16 protein-coding genes, 2 tRNA genes and 1 riboswitch are annotated in these 20,104 nt (G+C 69.4%); of the genes, 3 read left to right on the top strand and 15 right to left on the bottom strand.

The features are described from left to right. Positions 1 to 90 precede the first annotated feature (90 nt). The 3 genes from ACZ7CH_RS28855 to leuC form a co-directional block, all read right to left on the bottom strand. On the bottom strand, positions 91 to 771 hold the full coding sequence (locus tag ACZ7CH_RS28855) for an HU family DNA-binding protein (protein ID WP_360391194.1): 681 nt from the start codon (positions 769 to 771) through the stop codon (positions 91 to 93). Positions 772 to 955: 184 nt separating this feature from the next. Next, the gene (gene leuD / locus ACZ7CH_RS28850; RefSeq protein ID WP_360391197.1) at positions 956 to 1,558 is read right to left on the bottom strand and encodes a 3-isopropylmalate dehydratase small subunit; all 603 of its coding nucleotides are present in this window, start codon (positions 1,556 to 1,558) and stop codon (positions 956 to 958) included. Positions 1,559 to 1,560: 2 nt separating this feature from the next. Beyond that, entirely contained in the window at positions 1,561 to 2,967 is a 1,407-nt protein-coding gene (gene leuC / locus ACZ7CH_RS28845; RefSeq protein WP_360391200.1) for a 3-isopropylmalate dehydratase large subunit, read from the bottom strand. Between the two features lie 73 nt (positions 2,968 to 3,040). Between leuC and ACZ7CH_RS28840 the strand changes: the two genes are divergently transcribed. Continuing rightward, positions 3,041 to 3,742, top strand: a complete 702-nt coding sequence (locus tag ACZ7CH_RS28840) for an IclR family transcriptional regulator (protein ID WP_053736944.1) — start codon at positions 3,041 to 3,043, stop codon at positions 3,740 to 3,742. A gap of 295 nt (positions 3,743 to 4,037) precedes the next feature. Here the strand turns inward: ACZ7CH_RS28840 and ACZ7CH_RS28835 are convergent. From ACZ7CH_RS28835 to ACZ7CH_RS28825, 3 genes are all read right to left on the bottom strand, one after another. Further along, positions 4,038 to 4,110: transfer RNA gene (locus ACZ7CH_RS28835), tRNA-Glu, on the bottom strand. A gap of 131 nt (positions 4,111 to 4,241) precedes the next feature. Next, a tRNA-Gln gene (locus ACZ7CH_RS28830) sits at positions 4,242 to 4,313 on the bottom strand. Between the two features lie 148 nt (positions 4,314 to 4,461). Beyond that, positions 4,462 to 5,199, bottom strand: a complete 738-nt coding sequence (locus ACZ7CH_RS28825; RefSeq protein ID WP_360391203.1) for an HAD family hydrolase — start codon at positions 5,197 to 5,199, stop codon at positions 4,462 to 4,464. A 391-nt stretch (positions 5,200 to 5,590) separates the two neighbouring features. On the opposite strand from ACZ7CH_RS28825, the gene ACZ7CH_RS28820 reads away from it, so the two are divergent. Then, positions 5,591 to 6,847: an FAD-dependent oxidoreductase gene (locus ACZ7CH_RS28820; RefSeq protein ID WP_360391206.1), complete on the top strand. Its 1,257-nt coding sequence runs from the start codon at positions 5,591 to 5,593 to the stop codon at positions 6,845 to 6,847. Here the strand turns inward: ACZ7CH_RS28820 and ACZ7CH_RS28815 are convergent. From ACZ7CH_RS28815 to ACZ7CH_RS28790, 6 genes are all read right to left on the bottom strand, one after another. Beyond that, entirely contained in the window at positions 6,837 to 7,496 is a 660-nt protein-coding gene (locus ACZ7CH_RS28815; RefSeq protein WP_360391209.1) for a response regulator transcription factor, read from the bottom strand. The two genes, ACZ7CH_RS28820 and ACZ7CH_RS28815, sit on opposite strands and share 11 nt — an antisense overlap. A 67-nt stretch (positions 7,497 to 7,563) precedes the next feature. Further along, positions 7,564 to 8,322 carry a fumarylacetoacetate hydrolase family protein gene (locus ACZ7CH_RS28810; RefSeq protein ID WP_360391212.1) on the bottom strand — a complete coding sequence of 253 codons (759 nt, stop codon included), beginning with the start codon at positions 8,320 to 8,322 and terminating at the stop codon, positions 7,564 to 7,566. Between the two features lie 10 nt (positions 8,323 to 8,332). Next, entirely contained in the window at positions 8,333 to 9,925 is a 1,593-nt protein-coding gene (cimA, locus tag ACZ7CH_RS28805; protein WP_470375399.1) for a citramalate synthase, read from the bottom strand. Between the two features lie 202 nt (positions 9,926 to 10,127). After that, positions 10,128 to 11,108 carry an ABC transporter substrate-binding protein gene (locus tag ACZ7CH_RS28800; protein ID WP_470375398.1) on the bottom strand — a complete coding sequence of 327 codons (981 nt, stop codon included), beginning with the start codon at positions 11,106 to 11,108 and terminating at the stop codon, positions 10,128 to 10,130. After that, on the bottom strand, positions 11,105 to 11,845 hold the full coding sequence (locus ACZ7CH_RS28795; protein WP_470375397.1) for an ABC transporter ATP-binding protein: 741 nt from the start codon (positions 11,843 to 11,845) through the stop codon (positions 11,105 to 11,107). The genes ACZ7CH_RS28800 and ACZ7CH_RS28795 overlap by 4 nt, the downstream gene beginning before the upstream one ends. Then, positions 11,845 to 12,867: a FecCD family ABC transporter permease gene (locus ACZ7CH_RS28790; RefSeq protein WP_470375396.1), complete on the bottom strand. Its 1,023-nt coding sequence runs from the start codon at positions 12,865 to 12,867 to the stop codon at positions 11,845 to 11,847. Before ACZ7CH_RS28790 ends, ACZ7CH_RS28795 begins: the two co-directional genes overlap by 1 nt. A gap of 35 nt (positions 12,868 to 12,902) precedes the next feature. Beyond that, a riboswitch (cobalamin riboswitch) is annotated at positions 12,903 to 13,045 on the bottom strand. A gap of 83 nt (positions 13,046 to 13,128) precedes the next feature. Between ACZ7CH_RS28790 and ACZ7CH_RS28785 the strand changes: the two genes are divergently transcribed. Beyond that, positions 13,129 to 13,548: a YciI family protein gene (locus ACZ7CH_RS28785; protein ID WP_360391227.1), complete on the top strand. Its 420-nt coding sequence runs from the start codon at positions 13,129 to 13,131 to the stop codon at positions 13,546 to 13,548. A gap of 64 nt (positions 13,549 to 13,612) precedes the next feature. Here the strand turns inward: ACZ7CH_RS28785 and ACZ7CH_RS28780 are convergent, their stop codons facing one another. From ACZ7CH_RS28780 to serA, 3 genes are all read right to left on the bottom strand, one after another. Continuing rightward, a complete protein-coding gene (locus tag ACZ7CH_RS28780) occupies positions 13,613 to 14,650 on the bottom strand; it encodes a 3-isopropylmalate dehydrogenase (protein ID WP_360391230.1) in 1,038 nt (345 codons plus the stop codon). 317 nt (positions 14,651 to 14,967) lie between these two features. After that, positions 14,968 to 18,237: a S8 family serine peptidase gene (locus tag ACZ7CH_RS28775; RefSeq protein ID WP_470375395.1), complete on the bottom strand. Its 3,270-nt coding sequence runs from the start codon at positions 18,235 to 18,237 to the stop codon at positions 14,968 to 14,970. A gap of 244 nt (positions 18,238 to 18,481) precedes the next feature. Beyond that, a complete protein-coding gene (serA, locus tag ACZ7CH_RS28770; protein WP_470375394.1) occupies positions 18,482 to 20,077 on the bottom strand; it encodes a phosphoglycerate dehydrogenase in 1,596 nt (531 codons plus the stop codon). Positions 20,078 to 20,104: the final 27 nt, after the last annotated feature.

Below are 20,104 nucleotides of genomic sequence, written 5' to 3'. Positions count from 1 at the left end.
CACCGGCGAACACGAAGGCCCCGGTGTGCGCACACCGGGGCCTTTCGCATGATGCTGAAGTGACGCAGCCTCCTCTCCGGGAGGCCCGTCTCACTTCTTCTTGGCAGCCGTCTTGCGAGCAGCCGGCTTGGCCGCGGCCGTCGTCTTGGCAGCGGGCTTCGCCGCGGCCGTCGTCTTGGCGGCGGGGGCCTTCTTGGCCGGGGTGGCCTTGGCAGCCGTCGTCTTCGCAGCCGTCGTCTTCGTGGCGGCGGCGGCCTTGGTGGCGGGCGCCTTCGCGGGCGCCTTGGCAGCCGTGGTCTTCGCCGCGGCGGCCGTGGTGGTGGTGCGACGGGTCGCGGGCGCCTTGGTGGCGGCCGCGGCCGTGCGCGTGCGCGTCGTGGTCGCGCGGGTCGTCGCGGCCTTGGTCGCCGGAGCCTTGGTGGCCGCGGGCTTCGCGGTGGCAGCGGCGGCGGCGGGCTTCGCGGCGGCCTTGGCCGCAACGGCCTTCGGCAGCTTCTTCGCACCGCTGATGACGTCCTTGAACGTCGAGCCGGGCCGGAACGCGGGCACGTTGGTCTTCTTGACCTTCACGGTCTCGCCGGTGCGCGGGTTGCGCGCAGTGCGAGCCGCGCGGGCACGCTTCTCGAAGACGCCGAAGCCCGTGATGTTGACCTTCTCGCCCTTGTTGACGCTTCGCACGATCACATCGACGAGACCGTCAACAGCAGCACCGGCAGTCTTCTTGTCTCCGAGGCGCTCGGCGAGCGCCTCGATGAGCTGGGCCTTGTTCACCTTCAGTCCCTCCCAGGACGCTCACGGCCCTAGCTCGGGCCGACTAGAACGCAACGGTAGGCCCAAATCGCGGGAAATACCAATCGCCACGCCAAAATTTTCGTTGTGGCGTGGCTAATTGCGCCCCTTCGAGGGACTCCGGGCGCCGGATTCGCCCCTCTCAAGGGGAGAATCCGGCCCCCTCTCAGACCGCCGGAAGCGGATCCGTTGTGGGCAACCAAGTCTGGCGATTGCCCTCGAAATCGCTGATCTCGGCCTCGTGGCGCAGTGTCAAAGCGATGTCGTCGAGGCCTTCCAGAAGCCGCCAGCGGGTGTAGTCGTCGATCTCGAAGGGCGCCACCAAGTCCTTGGCGCGGACGGTCTTGTCGGTGAGGTCGACGGTGACCGGGGTGCCGGGTTCCGACTCGAGCAGCTTCCACAGCAGCTCGACATCGGACTGGGAGCACTGGGCGGCGACGAGGCCCTGCTTGCCCGCGTTGCCCCGGAAGATGTCGGCGAACCGGGACGAGACGACCACCCGGAAGCCGTAGTCCATCAACGCCCAGACGGCGTGCTCGCGGGAGGAGCCGGTGCCGAAGTCGGGGCCGGCCACGAGCACGCTGCCGGCCCGGAACGGCTCCTGGTTGAGGATGAAGTGCTCGTCACCGCGCCAGGCGGCGAAGAGGCCGTCCTCGAACCCGCTGCGGGTCACGCGCTTGAGGTAGACGGCCGGGATGATCTGGTCGGTGTCCACGTTGGACCTGCGCAGCGGCACACCGACGCCGGTGTGGGTGGTGAAGGCGTCCATGGTCAGTTCTCCAGGTCTGCGGGGGCCGACAGGGTGCCGCGCACGGCCGTCGCGGCCGCCACGAGCGGGGACACGAGGTGCGTGCGGCCGCCCTTGCCCTGCCTGCCCTCGAAGTTGCGGTTGGAGGTCGAGGCGCTGCGCTCGCCGGGGGCGAGCTGATCCGGGTTCATGCCAAGGCACATCGAGCAGCCGGCCTGCCGCCACTCGGCGCCCGCGTCCAGGAACACCTTGTCCAGGCCCTCGTCCTCGGCCTGCCTGCGCACCCGCATCGAACCGGGCACGACGAGCATCCGCACCCCGGAGGCGACGCGCTTGCCCTTGATGACGTCCGCGGCGGCCCGCAGGTCCTCGATGCGCCCGTTCGTGCACGAGCCGAGGAAGACGGTGTCCACCCGGATGTCGCGCAGCGGCATGCCGGGCTCCAGGCCCATGTACGACAGCGCCTTCTCGGCGGCCACGCGCTCGTTCTCGTCGGCGATGGCCTCCGGGTCGGGAACGCTCGCGCCGAGCGGCAGGCCCTGACCGGGGTTGGTCCCCCACGTCACGAACGGCGTGAGCTCGTCGGCGTCGATCGTCACCTCGGCGTCGAAGGTGGCGTCGTCGTCGGTGCGCAGCGTCCGCCAGTACTCGACGGCCTTGTCCCAGTCCGCGCCGGACGGTGCGTGCGGGCGGCCCTCCAGGTAGTCGAAGGTCGTGTCGTCCGGCGCGATCATGCCGGCGCGGGCGCCCGCCTCGATCGACATGTTGCAGACCGTCATGCGCGCTTCCATCGACAGGTCCTCGATGGCGGCGCCGCGGTACTCCAGGACGTAGCCCTGCCCGCCACCGGTACCGATCTTCGCGATGACGGCGAGGATGACGTCCTTCGCCGTGACGCCCGGCTTGAGCGCTCCCTCGACGTTGATCGCCATCGTCTTGAACGGACGAAGGGGCAACGTCTGCGTCGCCATCACGTGCTCGACCTCGGACGTGCCGATGCCGAACGCCAGCGCGCCGAACGCGCCGTGCGTGGACGTGTGGCTGTCACCGCACACGACCGTCATGCCGGGCTGCGTGAGGCCGAGCTGCGGGCCGACCACGTGCACGATGCCCTGCTCCAGGTCGCCCATCGGGTGCAGCCGCACGCCGAACTCCGCGCAGTTGCGGCGAAGCGTCTCGACCTGCAGGCGCGACACGGGGTCCGCGATCGGCTTGTCGATGTCGACGGTCGGGACGTTGTGGTCCTCGGTGGCGATCGTGAGGTCGGGCCTGCGCAGCTTCCTGTCGGCGAGGCGCAGCCCGTCGAACGCCTGGGGGCTGGTTACTTCGTGCAGCAGGTGGAGGTCGATGTAGAGCAGGTCCGGCTCCGCGCCACTGCCGTGGCGCACAACGTGTGCCTCCCACACCTTCTCCGCGAGCGTGCGGCTCATCGCGACATCTCCCACAGTCTGGACGTGCCGACAGATCTGGACTTCTCACTGTCTGGGAAGTTAGTATCGGCTTGTGGGACAGCATAGCGGGATCGGCGTGCTGGACAAGGCAGTGGCCGTGTTGAACGCCGTGGCAAAAGATCCGTGCGGCCTGGCTGAGTTGTGCAATCGCACCGGCCTTCCGCGAGCAACAGCGCACCGCTTGGCCGTGGGCCTGGAGGTGCACCGCCTGCTGCGCCGGGGCTCTGACGGCCGTTGGCGTCCGGGTGCGGCGCTGGCGGAGTTGGCGGGTGGTGCGACGGACCCGCTCCTGGACGCGGCGTCCTCGGTGTTGCCGCGGCTGCGTGACATCACCGGTGAGAGCGTGCAGCTGTACCGCCGTGACGGCATGCAGCGCGTCTGCGTCTCGTCGGCGGAGCCGCCGTCGGGTCTCCGCGACACCGTGCCGATCGGTGCCCGCCTGCCGATGACGGCGGGTTCGGGCGCGAAGGTCCTGGCGGCCTGGTCGGATCCCGGTACCCAGCGCGCGGTCCTCGCGGACGCCGTCTACGGCGAACGCACGCTCTTGGAGGTCCGCCGCCGCGGCTGGGCGCAAAGCGTCGCAGAACGCGAACCAGGCGTCGCCTCAGTCTCCGCTCCAGTCAGAGACTCCTCCGGCGCCGTAGTGGCCGCAGTCTCCGTCTCAGGCCCCATCGACCGCATGGGCCGCCGCCCCGGCGCCCGCTGGGCAGCAGACCTCCTGGCCGCCGCAGAAGCTCTCCAAAGCCGCCTGTAACCCTCCACACACAAAGCCCCCGTCGCTCCAGCGCCGGGGGCTTTGTCGCACCAAACTAATAAGCCCCCGCCACCGCTCCCATTAATCGGGGGCGAGCGAAGCGACGCCCAGTCTGCCTTCGTTGTTTGTCACCCAAGGGGCGAGCGAAGCGAAGCCCGCACATTCCTCGACGGGAACCCCAACGGGGGGTCCGGGGGCGAAGCCCGCCGGCTGGGGGTCTGGGGGCTCGGCCCCCAGAGGACAAAGCGAAAGAGGCCTGTCAGCGCTTTCCGCTGACAGGCCTCTCCCACCTCTGTAGCCCCGAAGGGATTCGAACCCTCGCTACCGCCTTGAGAGGGCGGCGTCCTAGGCCGCTAGACGACGGGGCCCTAGAACTTCTTGCCTGGAGGAACCTTATCAGATCGCTCTGCCGGTTCCAAATCCGGGCTATTCAGTTCGTTTTCTTGCTTTGCCGAGATTCTCGATCGGGAGCTTACCACTCTCGATTTTTTCTCAGCAGCTGGGGTACCAGGACTCGAACCTAGACTAACTGAACCAGAATCAGTCGTGCTGCCAATTACACCATACCCCATTGGCTCTCACGATCGTCTTCGGTTCTCGCTGAGTTCCGAAGGCCCTCGTTGCTGCCGGGAGAAATACTAGACCACGTCCCCGCCAGAAGTGAAATCGGCCCCCACCTAACGGCAAAAGCCCAGGTGGGAGCCGGTCTCGGGGAGCGCTCAGGCGGTGGCGGCGGAGAGCTCGCAGACGAGCAGCTCCGGCAGTTCCGCCAGCGTCGTGATGGACGACAGGCCCGTGGGCAGGGTGCCGCCGGTGGGGCCGGTGCGGTTGATCCAGACGCCGTGCATCCCGGCGTCCCTGGCGCCGATGGCGTCGGCGTGCAGCCGGTCGCCGACGTGCACGGTGTCGCCGGGCGGGACGCCCAGTGCGAGGCACGCGGTGTGGAAGATCACGCGGTCGGGCTTGGCGCAGCCGACTTCGCCGGCGATGAGCACGGCGTCGAAGTACGGCGAAAGGCCGAGCTGGGCGATCTTCACGCGCTGGTGGCGTCCGGAGGCGTTGCTGATCGCGGCGATCGGCAGGCCGGTGGCCCGCAGCCAGTCGAGCATGGGGATGACGTCCGGGAACAGGCACCAGCCCGCCGAGAGGACCGCCTGGCGTCCGAGCTCGCGGCGGGTGGCCTCCTCGATCGACAGCTCCTCGCCGAGGGCGGAGAAGAAGGCCTGGGTGCGGATGTTGCGCATCTGCTCGTACTGGAGCTCGCCGGCGAGCTGGCGGGAGACGTGGTCGTCGGTGATCCGCTGCCACAACGACCAAGCGTCGGCGTTACCGACCATCGAGGCCAACGCGGCGCGCGAAGAGGTGCTGTAGTCGACAAGTGTGTCGTCGACGTCCAGGCACACAGCGCGGATCTCGCCGGTTCTCTTACGCGTGAAAGTCGGGGACGCAGTTGTCACCCAGGAAGGTTAGGTGCGTGGGCCCCTCGTCCGATTCGGCTAACGAGGTGATTCCCGTGGGTCCTTGCTCGATCCAGCCGACCTTGAGGCCCCGAACGAACCAGTGAGACTCGTCCGGCCGCCGAATGCAATCGCCCGGACGAGTGTTGTTCGACTACCCCTGGCACCACTCGGAAGGCGGTTGTTCCAGCGGCGCGACACCTTAGCTCCAGTCGCACTGGATCGCACCAGCCGCAACGGTTTCGGGGCCTGGGGTACCAGACAGTCCACAGAGGACTGTCGAGCTGCGGTGCGACCGCGCGACACCCGCCACAGCACGACCGGCTTGACGGCCATGGCGATCAGGAGCATGCTGAATTTATTCAACGAGGGTTGAAAAGAGGGGATCGACATGGAGAGGACCACCTGCCTCGTCGTCGGAGGCGGACCCGCGGGAATGGTGCTGGGGTTGCTGCTGGCGCGCGGGGGCGTCGAGGTGACGGTGCTGGAGAAGCACGCCGACTTCCTGCGGGACTTCCGCGGTGACACCGTGCACGCGTCGACGCTGACGCTGCTCGACGAGCTGGGCCTGGGGCCTGCCTTCGAGCAGGTGCCGCACCAGCTGGTCGACGAGGTCGAGGTGCTGCTGGACGGCGGCCGCAAGGCCACGATCGCCGACCTGAACCGGCTTCCCGGTGCCCACCGGCACATCGCGATGGTGCCGCAGTGGGACTTCCTCGACCTGCTCGCGGACGCGGGCCGGCTGGAGCCGCGGTTCCACCTGCGGATGAGCACCGAGGTCACCGGGATCACCAGGAGCGGCGGCCGGGTCACCGGCGTCACCTACCGGGACCGGGCCGGCGGGCACGAGGGCGAGATCGCCGCGGACCTGGTCGTCGCGGCGGACGGGCGCGGCTCGATCCTGCGCGACGCCGTGGAGCTGCCGGTGTACCGCTTCGGCGCGCCGATGGACGTGTGGTGGTTCCGGCTGCCGCGCACCGAGGACGACCCGGTCCGCGGCGGTGCGGGCCGGTTCAGCGCGGGCAGCGGCATGGTGCTGATCCCGCGCGGTGAGTACTTCCAGTGCGCGTTCCTGATCCGCAAGGGCACCGATGAGCAGGTGCGCGCGGAGGGCGTGGAGAAGTTCCGCGACCGCCTCGTCACGCTCGTGCCGTGGCTCTCCGACCGGGTGGGGCACCTGACCACCCTCGACGACGTCAAGCTGCTGGACGTGAAGCTGGACCGGTTGCGGCGCTGGCACGTCGACGGTCTGCTGTGCATCGGTGACGCCGCGCACGCGATGTCGCCGGTCGGTGGCGTCGGCATCAACCTCGCCGTCCAGGACGCGGTCGCGGCGGCCGCGCTGCTCGCGAAGCCGTTGCGGCAGGGCGGGGTCACGGGTGCCGTGCTCGCGAAGGTGCGGAGCCGCAGGCTCTTCCCCACCGTGGTCGTCCAGACGATGCAGCGGGCCGTCCACCGGCTGTTCCTCGGGCGCAAGCTCAACAGCACCGAGACGGTGTCGAGCACCGGCACGCCGTTCATGCTCCGGGTGGCGCGGCGGTTCCCGTTCCTGCAGGCCGTGCCGGCCTACCTGGTGGCCATCGGCCCACGTCCGGAGCACGCGCCGGACTTCGCGCGCAGGGCACCGCAGACCATCGTCAGGTCGTGACGAACGCCTCGGAGCTCTCCCCGAGCACCATCGCCACGGCGTGGGCCCGGTCGCGGGCGCCGAGCTTGCGCAGGATCGCCTTCACGTGCGTCTTCACGGTGTCGTTGCTGATGAAGAGCCGCTGGGCGATGCGGGCGTTGTCCATGCCCTTCGCCATCTCGGCCAGCACGTCGAACTCCCGCGCCGACAGCCGGCCGAGCGAGGCGGGCGGCGGCATCCGCGCGGGCAACCGGGCGAAGGACCCCACCCGTGCGTCGATCGTGGCGGGCGCACCCCGCACCGCGGCCGCGATCAGCGGCAGCAGCTCGGCCACGGGTGAGGTCTTCAGCAGGTAGGCGACCGCGCCGGCGTCCAGCGCGGCGCGGGCCCAGCTCGGACTGTCCGCATTGGACAGCACGACGACGCGGGCGTCCGGCCGGTACTGCGCCGTGTCCCGCACGGTGCGCAGCGGTCCGGCGCCCGGCACGTCGAAGTCCGTGACGACCAGGTCCACCGGCACGCCGCGCAGGCAGCGCGCGGCATCGGCCACGGTGTGGGCGATGCCCACAACGCGGAAGGAGTGCGTGCGGTGCAGCGAGATCCGCAGCCCCTCGGTGAGGAGCTGTGAACCGTCGACGAGCAGCACGCGGGTGGACGCGGGGTCCGTCATGACACCGGGAAGTTACTAGCGGGTACCCCGGTGCGTAACCTGCCGAACGCCGGATTGCTCCGTACGGCTACCTATTTGCCACCGGATTGGTGAGCGTGCCAAGGCCGTCCACAGTCACGGAGACCGTCTGTCCGGCCCTCAGCGGTCCCACGCCGGCGGGCGTGCCGGTGAGGATCACGTCGCCGGGCAGCAGCGTCATGACCGCAGAGACGTACTCGATGAGCGACGGGATGTCGTGCACCATCGAGGAAGTACGTCCGTCTTGCTTGACCTCCCCGTCGACCTCGGTGACGACGCGGACGTCCGACGGGTCGAACTCGGTCTCGATGAACGGACCCATCGGGCAAAAGGTGTCAAAGCCCTTGGCACGGGTGAACTGCACGTCCTTCTTCTGCAGGTCGCGCGCCGTGACGTCGTTGGCGATGGTGTAGCCCATCACCACGCCCATGGCCTTGGCCCTGGACACGTCCCGGCACGGCTGGCCGATGATGACGGCCAGCTCGCCTTCGAAGTCCACTCGTTCGGACGCGGCCGGAAGCTTGATCTCCACGTTCGGCCCGACCACCGAGGTGTTGGGCTTGAAGAAGATCAACGGCTCCGCGGGGACCTCGTTGCCGAGCTCCGCCGCGTGGTCCGCGTAGTTCCGGCCGACCCCGATGATCTTGGTGGGCAGGATGGGCGCGAGCAGCCTGACGTCGGCCAAGGGCCACTTGCGTCCGGTGAAAGTCGGTTCGCCGAAGGGGTGTTCGGCGATCTCTGCGGCTTCCTCGCCGTGAACGGCGACGAAAGCTACGCCTTGCGGGTGAGCGATCCTGGCAATACGCACGTACTACACCTTAGATGTGTGAGCCGGAACGCATCGACTTGTGCACCAACGCGTCGCACAGTGCAAGCCAGGAGGCCTCGACGATGTTCCCGTGCACCCCCACGGTCGTCCACTCGCGCTCGCCGTCCGTCGACTCCACCAGCACGCGCGTCACCGCGTCCGTGCCGGGGTGTTCGGTGAGGATGCGCACCTTGTAGTCGGCCAGCTCGACGGCGTCCAACCAGGACAGGTGCGGCAGCAACGCCTTGCGCAGGGCCGCGTCCAGTGCGTGCACGGGTCCGTTGCCCTCGGCGGTCGCGATGACCCGCTCCCCCGCCACGTGCACCTTGACCGTGGCCTCGGACACGATCTCGCCGTCCGAGCGGTGGTCGAGCACGACCCGGTAGGACTCCAGGGTGAACGGCGGGGTGTCCAGTTCGGACAGCTCGCCGCGCAGCAGCAGCTCCAGGGAGGCGTCGGCGGCCTCGAACGACCAGCCCTTCGCCTCCAGGTCCTTCACGCGCTTCAGCGCGGTCCCGACCTCGGTCCCCCGGCCGGCCAGGTCGAGCCCGAACTCACGTCCCTTGAGTTCGAGGCTCGCCCGACCGGCCATCTCGGTGACCAGCACCCGCATGTCGTTGCCGACGGTGTCCGGATCGATGTGGTTGTACAGCTCCGGGTCCACCTTGATCGCGCTCGCGTGCAGACCCGCCTTGTGGGCGAATGCTGACGACCCGACGTAGGCCTGGTGGGTGTCGGGTGCGATGTTCGCGATCTCGGCCAACGCATGGGAGACACGGGTGAGCTCGGCCAGCGCCCCGGTCGGGAGCACCTCCAGGCCGAGCTTGGTCACGAGGTTTCCCACGACGGCGAACAGGTCCGCGTTGCCTGCTCGCTCGCCATAACCGTTGGCGGTGCACTGGACGTGCGTCGCGCCTGCCTGGACGGCGGCGAGGGTGTTCGCCACGGCGCAGGACGTGTCGTCCTGGCAGTGGATCCCCACCCGGAAGCCGGTCTTCGCGATGACGTCGGCGACCGTCTCGGCGAGGCCGAGCGGCAGCTGGCCGCCGTTCGTGTCGCACAGCACGACGACGTCGGCGCCACCCTCCACAGCGGACTCCAGCACGCGCAGCGCGGTGTCCGGGGAGAAGGCGTAGCCGTCGAAGAAGTGCTCGGCGTCGAGGAAGACTCGCCGGCCGTTGTCCTTGAGGAACCGGACGGTGTCGCGCACCATCCGCAGGTTCTCCTCGGCGTCGGTGCGCAGCGCGCGTTCGACGTGCCGCAGGTCCGACTTCGCCACGAGCGTGACGACCGGTGCCTGGGAGTCGAGCAACGCCTTGACCTGCGGGTCTTCCTCCACACGCACACCGGCCTTGCGGGTGGCGCCGAACGCGACCAGCTCGGCGTGCTTGAGCTCCAGGTCCCCCGCCGCCGCGCGGGCGAAGAACTCCGTGTCCTTGGGCAGAGCGCCGGGCCAGCCGCCCTCGATGAACCCGACGCCGAGCCCGTCCAGCAGCCGCGCGACCGCGAGCTTGTCCGTGACGGAGTACGAAATGCCCTCGCGTTGTGCGCCGTCGCGCAACGTCGTGTCGTAGACGTGGAACTCGTCGGCGGGGCCGGCCATCGCGGGTCATCTCCTGTCCAGGACAAACAAAAAGACCTCCCGCGGATGCGAGAGGTCTGCGCGTCGGGTGCCAGGGGCGGCGACTACCCGACGCGCTCGTCGATAATGATGGCGGTGTGCTGAGCCATGACCGGGATGCTGCCACAGCTCAGCACGACGTACCAAGTGACGGGAGGAAATCTCCCACTATCTGGTCACGGGTTCACGCCTGGGACAGGTACCGCGCGAAGGCCTCGATGGAGGCCGGGTTGCGCGGCGACTCGACCAGTGCGGCGTACGGCAGCGCGTAGAACCGCTTGTTCCGCACGGCCGGCGAGTTCTGCAGCGGTGCGTAGCCCTCCAGGAACCGCTGCTTCTCCTGCGGGGTGTTCGCCTCGCCGTCGGCGTAGTCCACGATGAGCACGACGTCGGGGTCGCGCTGCACGACGGCCTCCCAGTTGACCGTGGTCCAGCTGTCGTTGAGGTCGCCGAAGACGTTGTCGCCGCCGGCCTTGGAGATGACGTCCTGCGGGGCCGCGTTCCTGCCGGAGGTGAACGGCTGGTCCTGGCCGCTGTCGTAGAGGAACACCTTGGGCCGCGGCTTGCCGGCCATCAGCCTGCCGGCGTTCTCGATCTGCTGCTGGTAGCCCTTGACCAGCTCCTCTGCCTTGGCCTCGACCCGGAAGATCTTCCCGAGGTTGCGCAGGTCCGTGTAGAGCGCGTCGAGGGCGGGCATGATGCCGCGCTGCTTGCCCACGCCGTTGCGGCACGCCTCGGTGAGCTGGTAGGTGGCGATCCCGAGCTGCCGCAACGCGTCCGGGGTGAAGCCGGTGCTCTCGCTGAAGCCGTAGTTCCAGCCGGCGAACACGAGGTCGGCGTTGGCGCCCTGCACGACCTCCTTGGAGATCTTGTCGGACAGGTGCTTCGCGCTGTCGAAGTCGGCCTTCCACGGCGAGGTCCGCACGTCGACGGTGTCGATGCCGTTGACGACGTAGCCGGCCATGCGGTCCCTGAGGCCCAGCGCGAACATCAGCTCGGTGATGCCGGTGTCGTTGGTGACCACTTTGGACGGAACCTCGTCGTAGGTCACCTGCTGCCCGCAGTTGGTGACGGTGACGGGTTCGGTCGCGGAGGTGTCCTGCGCGACCGTGGCGCCGCACCCGGAGACGAGCAGCAGGGCGGCGGTGACGAGTGCGGTTCTCACGGGGTGACCTCCTGGTCGAACAGGAGCTGGGGGACTCCTGTCGTGGGGTGGGCGACCACGTGTGCGGTGACGTGGAAGACCTTGGCGACGAGCTCGGGCACGAGGATCTCCGCCGGGGTGCCGGAGGCGACCACCCGGCCCTCGTCGAGGACGTAGAGGCGGTCGCAGTACGACGCGGCGAGGTTGAGGTCGTGCAGCACGGTCAGGACGGTGACGCCGAGTCCCCGCGCGAGCGCGAGGACGTCGAGCTGGTGGCGGATGTCGAGGTGGTTGGTCGGCTCGTCGAGCACGAGCACGCGGGGTTGCTGGGCGATGGCGCGGGCGATCAGCACCCGCTGGCGCTCCCCGCCGGAAAGGCTGAGGAAGCTGCGGGCGGCGAGGTGCCCGACGTCCACTGTGGCCAGAGCATCGGCGACGACAGCGGCGTCGCGCACGGGGTCGCGGTCGTGCGGCAGCCGGCCCATCTCCACGACCTCGGTGACGGTGAAGTCGAACTCGACCTGCGACTCCTGGGTCAGCGCGGAGAGGTCGCGGGCGAGGCCCTGTCGCCTGTGGACGTTCTCGCCGTCGAGCAGGACCGCGCCGGCGTCCGGTCGCAGCGCCCGGTAGACGCAGCGCAACGTCGTCGACTTGCCGCTGCCGTTCGGCCCGACGATGCCGACCACCTCGTCGCAGGCGTGCAGCGTGATGCCGGAGATGATGTTCCGCACGGTGACGTCGTGCACCTCGACGCGCATCAGCGGCCTCCGAAGACGTACGCCCTGCGGCGCATCAGGAAGATGAAGCACGGCACGCCCAGCGCGGCCGTGATGACGCCGAGCGGCAGCTCCTCGGGTGCGGCGAGCATCCGCGCGGCGACGTCCACCCACACCAGGAAGCTGGCACCGGCCAGCGGTGCGAGGGCCAGCACCTTGCGGTGGTCGGCGCCCACGACCATGCGCGTGAGGTGCGGCAGCATCAGCCCGACGAACCCGACGGCCCCGCTGACCGCCACCAGCACCCCGGTCATGGCCGCGGTGACGACGAAGAGGTGCGTGCGGAACCGGTTGACCGCCACCCCGAGCGTGGTCGCGGTCTCGTCGCCCATCGCCAGCGCGTTCAACGGCCGCGCCTTGGCCATCAGGTAGGCGATGCCCAGCGCGGTCACGACCGTGGCGACCGGCAACGACCTCCAGTCCGCCCCGCCGAGGCTGCCGAGCAGCCAGAACATCGCCGCCCGCGCCGCCTCCCCGTGCGGTGCCTGGAACACCAGCAGCATCGCCACGGCCGAGAACCCGTAGGCGAGCGCGGTGCCGGTCAGCACGAGCCGCAACGGCGTGAGCGCCCCGCTCGACCGCGCGGTGAGGTAGACGAGCGCGGTGGCACCGAGCCCGGTGAGGAACGCCCCCGTCGACAGCGCGTACACGCCGAGCCCGGACAGCACCCCCATCGTCGCGACCGCCGTGGCACCCACGCTCGCCCCCGAGGAGATGCCGAGCACGTACGGGTCGGCCAGCGCGTTGCGGACCATCGCCTGGATCGCGACGCCGACCGCGCTCAGCCCCGCGCCCACGACGGCGGCGAGCAGCACGCGCGGCAGCCGGATGTTCCAGACGATGTGGTACTGCCCGGCGAGGTGGGCGGGCACGGTGCCGCCGGTGACCGCCTGCCACAGCAGGTCGGCGGTGACGCCGAAGGGGACGGAGACGGGGCCGAGCGCGACGCCCGCCACGATGCTGATGACGAGCACGCCGACGAGCGCGCTGATCTTCCCGATCACATGTGCCCTTCCCGCAGTCCACGGCAGGAGTTGGAGTCCTATGTCTGCCGTGTGCGGGCATTCGGGCTCGTCCCCTGGCCGGGGACCTACCGTTGCGGGTCAGCGCCGGACTTCGACCGGTCTTCCCCCACGCACGACTTCGGGTGACCCTACCTGCGCAAACAGGAAGTTCGAAAATTTCTCCGCTGTGATGTCGATCCGGCGGGGTGCCCGTTCGACCTGTGGACGTCAGCGAGCAGGGCACAACGCAGGGAGACCACCGTGAAGTACATGCTGATCATGCGCGCCACCGACGAGGCCTACGCGAACATGGGCGAGCTCGACTTCGACAAGATGCTGGAGGTCGTGGGCGCGTTCAACGACGAGCTGATCCGGGCCGGGGTGCTGCTCGCCGCCGAGGGCCTCGCCGACCCGTCCGAGGGCGTCGTCGTCGACTTCTCCGCCGAACCGGCGATCGTGACGGACGGCCCGTACGGCGAGACCAAGGAGCTGTTCGGCGGCTTCTACCTGCTCAACGTGTCCTCGCTGCAGGAGGCGGTCGAGTGGGCGAAGCGGATGCCGATGGCCGGGCCCGGGTTCAAGACCGAGATCCGCCGCGTGCCGACGATCGACGAGTTCCCGCAGGACAACGAGTGGATCCAGAAGGAGCGCGCCTGGCGCGAGTCCACCGCCCAGCTGTGAATGTCACGCGGGGACCTTTCGTGCTCTACAAGAGTACGAAAGCTCCCCGCGTGCACTACAACCGTCAGCCCGTGCGGACGTTCGACGACACGAGGGCGGCCAGGCGGTCGCCGATCGCGTACGTCGCGCCCGGCGACTGGTGGTCGCGGGTCGCCAGGTCGAACGCCACGGACGCCTCGATCCGGCGCGACGCCTCGTGCTCGCCGAGGTGGTCGAGCAGCAGCGCGACCGACAGCACGGCGGCCGTCGGGTCGGCGATGCCCTGGCCCGCGATGTCCGGTGCCGAACCGTGGACCGGCTCGAACATCGACGGGTTGCGCCGCGTCACGTCCATGTTGCCCGACGCGGCCAGGCCGATGCCGCCCGTGACGGCGGCGGCGAGGTCGGTCAGGATGTCGCCGAACAGGTTGTCCGTCACGATCACGTCGTACCGGGCGGGGTCGGTGACCAGGTGGATCGTGGCCGCGTCCACGTGCTGGTACGCCACCGTCACGTCCGGGTGCTGCAGCGAGACCTCCTCGACCACGCGCGACCACAGCGAGCCGGCGTGCGTGAGGACGTTCGTCTTGTGCACCAGCGTCAGGTGCCGCCGCGGACGGGCCGAGGCGCGCGCGAAGGCGTCCCTGACCACGCGCTCCACGCCGAACGACGTGTTGAGCGACACCTCCGTGGCGATCTCGTGCGGGGTGTCCTTGCGCAGCAGGCCACCGTTGCCCGCGTACGGGCCCTCGGTGCCCTCGCGGACCACCACCATGTCGATCTCCGGCGGGTCCGCGAGCGGGCTGCGGACGCCGGGGTAGAGACGGGCGGGGCGGAGGTTCACGTGGTGGTCGAGCTCGAACCTGAGGCGCAGCAGCAGGCCGCGCTCCAGGATTCCGCTCGGCACCGACGGATCGCCTACCGCTCCGAGCAGGATCGCGTCGTGCTGGCGGAGCTCACCGAGCACCGACTCGGGCAACAACTCTCCCGTGGCGTGCCAGCGCGCCGCGCCGAGGTCGTAGCGAGTGATCTCGGCCGCCGGAACGACCTCGTTGAGGACCTTCAGGGCCTCAGCGATGACCTCGGGCCCGATCCCGTCTCCTGGGATCACTGCGAGCCGCATCCACACACCTCCCAGGTGTCAGTCCCCAATTGGTGGGACTACTTTCCTCCGCGAAAGGTTACCGGCACCACGGCCGCTCGCCGCATGCCGGACACCCCATCGGGGTGTTATCTCCCGTACTGCGGGACACCCACACGGCCCATTCCGCACTTTCGAGTGTCACTCGATCGCAGGAACAGGGTCGCGTCAAGGGGTGACGCCCGGCAGTTCCACGCAGTAACCCCGCTTCCCCCGGAACGCACGCGGGGACCTTTCGTACTCTCTGAGAGTACGAAAGGTCCCCGCGTGGACTTCAGAAAAGGTCGGAGGAGAAGGGGCTAGGAGCGGCCGCTGGCCCGCACGGTGACGACAGAGGCGCGGTCGCCGGTGGCGTTGTGGTGGTTGAGCACCAGCAGGCCCTCGGACTTGTCGAGCTCCAGGGCCTTCGCGTCCCGGTTCACCACGAGCGCGGTGCCCGGCTTCGCGAGGTACGACAGCGCCGCGTCACCGCCGCCCTGCACCCACAGACCCGGCTTGAGCGGGTCGAAGGACAGCGGGCGGTCGATGACGTCGATCAGGCCGTTCGCGTTGCCCGGCGCCACGTAGTAGCCCGTGGTGCCGGCGGTGTACGAGATCCGCGAGGTGTCCTTCGCCGGGTCGATGCCGAGTGCGGTGAGCAGCACCGGCAGGACCGCGACGTTGGTGTCGGCGGTGTTCGTGTCGACGTCGCCCCACTGGTTGTTGACCGCCTGGATGTCGACCTCCAGGCCCGTCTTGAGGTCGACGGTGGTCGCGACCAGCAGGTCGGTGTCGGTCAGGCGCGTCGCGAACGTCTCGAAGTCCGCGACCCCGTCACCGGTGGTGTCGATGTCGATGAACGGGACGGTGTTGACGCCGAGGTTGTACCAGTTGCCCCACGTCGCGACACCGAACGCGAGCAGCGCCTCCTCCGGCCTGCCCTGGGCCTTGGCGAGCGGGGCCGTGGAGGCCGCGCCGACGTAGCGCAGGTCGCCGCCCTTGGCGGTCTCGTTGAGCGCGCAGTTCTCGGTGACGTTGCGGCGGCAGTCGCGCAGCTTCGGCGAGGACGCCTGCAGCTCCAGGACGCTGACCAGCGAGCGGTACGCCTGCGAGCCGGTGCCCTGGTCGACGCCGCGGCCGTTCAGGTTGAGCACGGCCTGCTTGTCGCCGCCGCGGAACCGCAGCGACGGGAAGGTGCTGATGTCGGCCACCGGCTTGGGCGCGGCGTAGACGGACACGCGCAGCGGCACCACGGCACCGGCGGTCGGCGTGAGGGTCACGCGACCGGAGGCGTCCGCGAGGAACTGGCGCGGCGTGTCGAGCTGCGTCGTCGCGACGGTCGGGTCGATCGTCTTGCGCAGCGCCTTCGGGTCGTCGATCTTCAGCGTCACCTTGACGCGGGCGACGCCGCGCGGGCTCAGCTTGACCTTGTCCTGCGAGAGCACGTAGCTCACGCCGGGGATCGTCGTGGCCGCGGTGTAGCCGACCTTGTACTCCACCGGCTTCGTGGACTTGTTGACGATCTTGATGGTCTTGCTCCTGGAGACCGGCTTCGAGACCTCGACGGTGCCGAAGTTGGCGCTCACGTAGCCGTGGTCGTCCTCGACGAACGCCAGCACCTGGTTGTCCAGCGCGGACTTGGCGTCCACGCGGCCGGTGCCGACCCGGTTGGGCGCGAAGGTCTTGCCGTTCTCCTTCACGTCCGCACCGGCGGTGTTCATGATCGAGGCCTTGACCTCCTCCAGCGTCCAGTCCGGGTGCGTCTGGCGCACCAGGGCCGCGATGCCCGCGACGTGCGGGGACGCCATCGAGGTGCCGGAGATGACCGAGCGGTCGTTGCCGGAGCCCACGGCGGTCGAGGAGATCGTGTCACCGGGCGCCGCGACGTCCGGCTTGATCGACTGACCGCGGGTGCCGCGGCTGGTGAACGAGCTCGGGGTGTCCGAGATGGACTGGTCGTAGGTCGGCGTCGAGGTGCGCAGCTCGCCCGCGAGGCGGACGGTCAGCGTGCCCGCGTTCAGCGCCGGGCGCACCTGGGCGGTGGCGTCACCGGTGAACTGGAACATCGGGATGGCGGTGTTGCCCGCGATGCCGGCCGCGAAGTTGTTGAGCGTGGACGACAGCAGCACACCGGCACCACCGGCGGCCTGCACGTTGTTCGCGCGGGCGGCGGAACCGCAGCGGCGCGTCGCGTCGTTGTCGTCCCACTCCAGCCACACGAACTTGCCCGCGACCGCGTCGGTGATCGGCTGGCAGCCGTCGAGGTTGCCCGCCTGCGTGAGCTTCACCGCGGGCAGCGTCTTGTCGTAGCCGGGGTAGCCGGTGAAGTTCTGGCTGTACTGACCGGCCTTGAGGCCCTGACCGGGCACCTCGGCGCCGTCGCGCAGCACGTAGGAGTCGCGAACCGACGCCACCGTCAGCGCCTCGGGCGTGTTGCCCGGCGAGCCGCCGATGTCGTAGAGGTCACCGCCGTTGCCCGCGGAGAAGACCGGCATGACGCCGACCTTGAACAGCTTCTTCACGAAGAGGCTGTCGGGGTCGTCCGGGGCGCCGTAGTCGGAGCCGAGCGACAGGTTGACCACGTCGAGGTGGTCGGAGAAGTCGCCGTCGCCGTCGGGGTCGAGCGACCAGTCGAGCGCCTGCGAGGTGACGTTGGTCGAGCCGTCACAGCCGAAGACCTTGAGCGCGTAGACCAGGGCCTTCGGCGCGGTGCCGGGGCCGATCCTCATCGCGTTCAGGCTGTCGGCGGTCAGCTTGGTGTAGTCGCCCTTGAACGTGCTGCCGTCGGCGTTCTCACCGAAGCCGGCCGTGGTGCCCGCGACGTGCGAGCCGTGGCCGTTGCAGTCGATCGGGTTGGGGTCGGGCTTCGGCGTGTTGATCGCCGGGTCCTTGCTCTCCCCGTCGTAGTCCTCGCCGACGAAGTCGTAGCCGCCGACGACCTTCGCGGTCGGGAAGTTCGGGTCGGCCTTGCGCGGGTCGACGGCCTTGAACGCCTCGACCGTGCCGGGGCCGCCGAAGTTGGCGTGCGTGTAGTCGACGCCGGTGTCGATGATGCCGACCCGGACGTCGTCGCCGAGCTTGCCGTACTGCTGCCAGGTGTTGACGACCCTGGTGAGCTGCACCGCGTTCGAGTTGTCGCGCTTCTTCGGCACGACCGGGTAGACCGCGACGACGTCGGAGCGCTGGGCCAGCTCGCGCACCTTCGCCGCGTCCGCCGTCACGACGACACCGGGAACGCCGTTGGAGGTGCGGAACACCTCCCTGGTGGCGCCGTCCTTGGCCGTGAGCTCGCGGACGACCCCGTCGACAGCGGCCGACGTGTCGTTCTTCGCCTGCTTGGCGGCCTGCTTCTGCGCCTCTTTGCCCTGGCCCTGCTTCTCCGCGAACGCGTCGACGGCGGGCTTGCGGTCCAGCGCGACGAACGCGGTGACCTGGCCGGCCTGGTTCAGCCTGGGAGAAACCTTGAGCTGCAACGCCTTCGCGTCGAGCCCCTGAGCACCCTTGACCGGCTGCGCGAGCGGTTCGCCCTGCGCCTGCGCCGGTGCGGTGGCGGGTGCGATCAGCAGTGTGGTGATGGCGGAGAACACCACCAGGCTTGATCGTCTTTTCACAACGTTGCCCCAACCGAGGTGTGTGCCTTCGACCCGAACACGCAGTGCCGCGCCCTCGACGGCACCGGGTCAACCTCGCTGGGACGCTAATCGCTGATCGTGTGTCTGCGATTGCCCCGAAAGTATGAATGTTGTCTACGGGTAGTTGCCTGTTACGACTTCGTTGTGAAGGACGACAGAACCGGGAAGGGGACTTTGCGGTCCCCCTCCCGGTTTGTCGTGACTATCCGAAGTCGACCGAGCGGACCGTGCGCGCACCCACGGCGGCACCGATCGGGTCGAGCACGGCGGTGTCGACCGGGCGGTCCACCCGCAGCACCATCACCGCGTCGCTGCCGGTCTGGCTGATCTGCGCGGCCTCGATGTTCACGCCGGCCTCGCCGAGCAGCGTGCCGACCGTGCCCATGACACCGGGGCGGTCCGGGTACTCCAGCAGGAGCACGGTGCCCTCGGCGCGCAGGTCGAAGTTGCGGCCGTTGATGTTGACCAGCTTCTCGACCTGGGCGATGCCGCTGACGGTGCCGGAGACGCTGTTCGTCGTGCCGTCGGCCTGCACGGCCCTGACCGTGACGAGGCTGCGGTGGTTCGGGCTCTCCGTCTCCTTGGTGAGCTCGACGCTCACACCCAGGTCCGCGGCGAGGCTCGGCGCGTTCACGAACGTCACCTGCGACTCGACGACCTTCGAGAAGACACCGCGCAGCGCGGCCAGCGGCAGGATCTCGACGTCCTCATTGGACAGTTCGCCGCGCACCTCGACGGTGACGCTGGTCGGCGCCTTGGGCGAGAGCGCGCTGAGGACGGTGCCGAGCTTCTGCACCAGCGGCAGGTACGGGCGGACCTCCTCGCCGACCGCGCCGCCCTGGACGTTGACGGCGTCCGGCACGAACTCGCCGGCGAGCGCGAGGATCACGCTCTTCGCGACGTCGGTGCCCGCGCGGTCCTGCGCCTCGGCCGTGGACGCGCCGAGGTGCGGGGTGACGACGATGCCCGGCACGTTGAACAGCGGGCTCTCGGTCGTGGGCTCGGTGGAGAACACGTCGATGCCGGCGCCGCCGACCTGGCCCTCCTTCACGGCCTCCGCGAGGGCTTCCTCGTCGACGAGGCCACCGCGGGCGGCGTTGACGATGATGACGCCGCGCTTGGCCTTCGCCAGCTGCTCGGCGCCGATGAGGCCCTTGGTCTCCGGCGTCTTCGGCAGGTGGATGGAGATCGCGTCGGCGCGCTCCAGCAGCTCTTCGAGGCTCACCAGCTCGATGCCGAGCTGCGCGGCCCGCGCGGCCGAGACGTACGGGTCGTAGGCGATCAGCTCGACGCCGAACGCGGCGATGCGCTGCGCGAACAGCTGGCCGATCTTGCCCAGGCCCACCACGCCGACGGTCTTGCCGTTGATCTCGACGCCGTTGAACTTGGAGCGCTTCCACTCGTGGTTCTGCAGCGTCTCGTGCGCGGCCGGGATCTGGCGCGCGACCGACAGCAGCAGCGCGACGGCGTGCTCGGCCGCCGACACGATGTTGGACGTCGGCGCGTTGACCACCATCACGCCGTTCTGCGTGGCGGCGGGCACCTCGACGTTGTCCAGGCCGACGCCCGCGCGGGCCACGACCTTCAGCTTGCGGGTAGCGGCGAACACCTCGGCGTTGACCTGGGTGGCGGACCTGACGAGGAGGGCGTCCGCGTCCTGGACGGCCTCGAGGAGGGCCGCGCGGTCGGTGCCGTCGACGTGGCGCACTTCCACGCCGTCACCGAGCGCGTCCAGAACGGACGGTGCGAGCTTCTCGGCGATGAGGACAACAGGTCGGCTGGTGTTGGTCACGGACATCGCTCCCAGGAAGGGTCGGATCGTGGG

Source organism: Lentzea sp. NPDC037011 (assembly GCF_055607425.1).
The sequence above is the reverse complement of the archived record's forward strand: the minus strand, read 5'-3'. Positions and strand labels throughout refer to the sequence as shown.

Excerpts from the sequence above, each read along its gene's own strand:
- leuD (WP_360391197.1), bottom strand. The coding sequence starts at position 1,558 with ATGGACGCCTTCACCACCCACACCGGCGTCGGTGTGCCGCTGCGCAGG.
- leuC (WP_360391200.1), bottom strand. The coding sequence starts at position 2,967 with ATGAGCCGCACGCTCGCGGAGAAGGTGTGGGAGGCACACGTTGTGCGC.
- ACZ7CH_RS28820 (WP_360391206.1), top strand. The coding sequence starts at position 5,591 with ATGGAGAGGACCACCTGCCTCGTCGTCGGAGGCGGACCCGCGGGAATG.
- ACZ7CH_RS28815 (WP_360391209.1), bottom strand. The coding sequence starts at position 7,496 with ATGACGGACCCCGCGTCCACCCGCGTGCTGCTCGTCGACGGTTCACAG.
- cimA (WP_470375399.1), bottom strand. The coding sequence starts at position 9,925 with ATGGCCGGCCCCGCCGACGAGTTCCACGTCTACGACACGACGTTGCGC.
- ACZ7CH_RS28795 (WP_470375397.1), bottom strand. The coding sequence starts at position 11,845 with ATGCGCGTCGAGGTGCACGACGTCACCGTGCGGAACATCATCTCCGGC.
- ACZ7CH_RS28780 (WP_360391230.1), bottom strand. The coding sequence starts at position 14,650 with ATGCGGCTCGCAGTGATCCCAGGAGACGGGATCGGGCCCGAGGTCATC.
- serA (WP_470375394.1), bottom strand. The coding sequence starts at position 20,077 with ATGTCCGTGACCAACACCAGCCGACCTGTTGTCCTCATCGCCGAGAAG.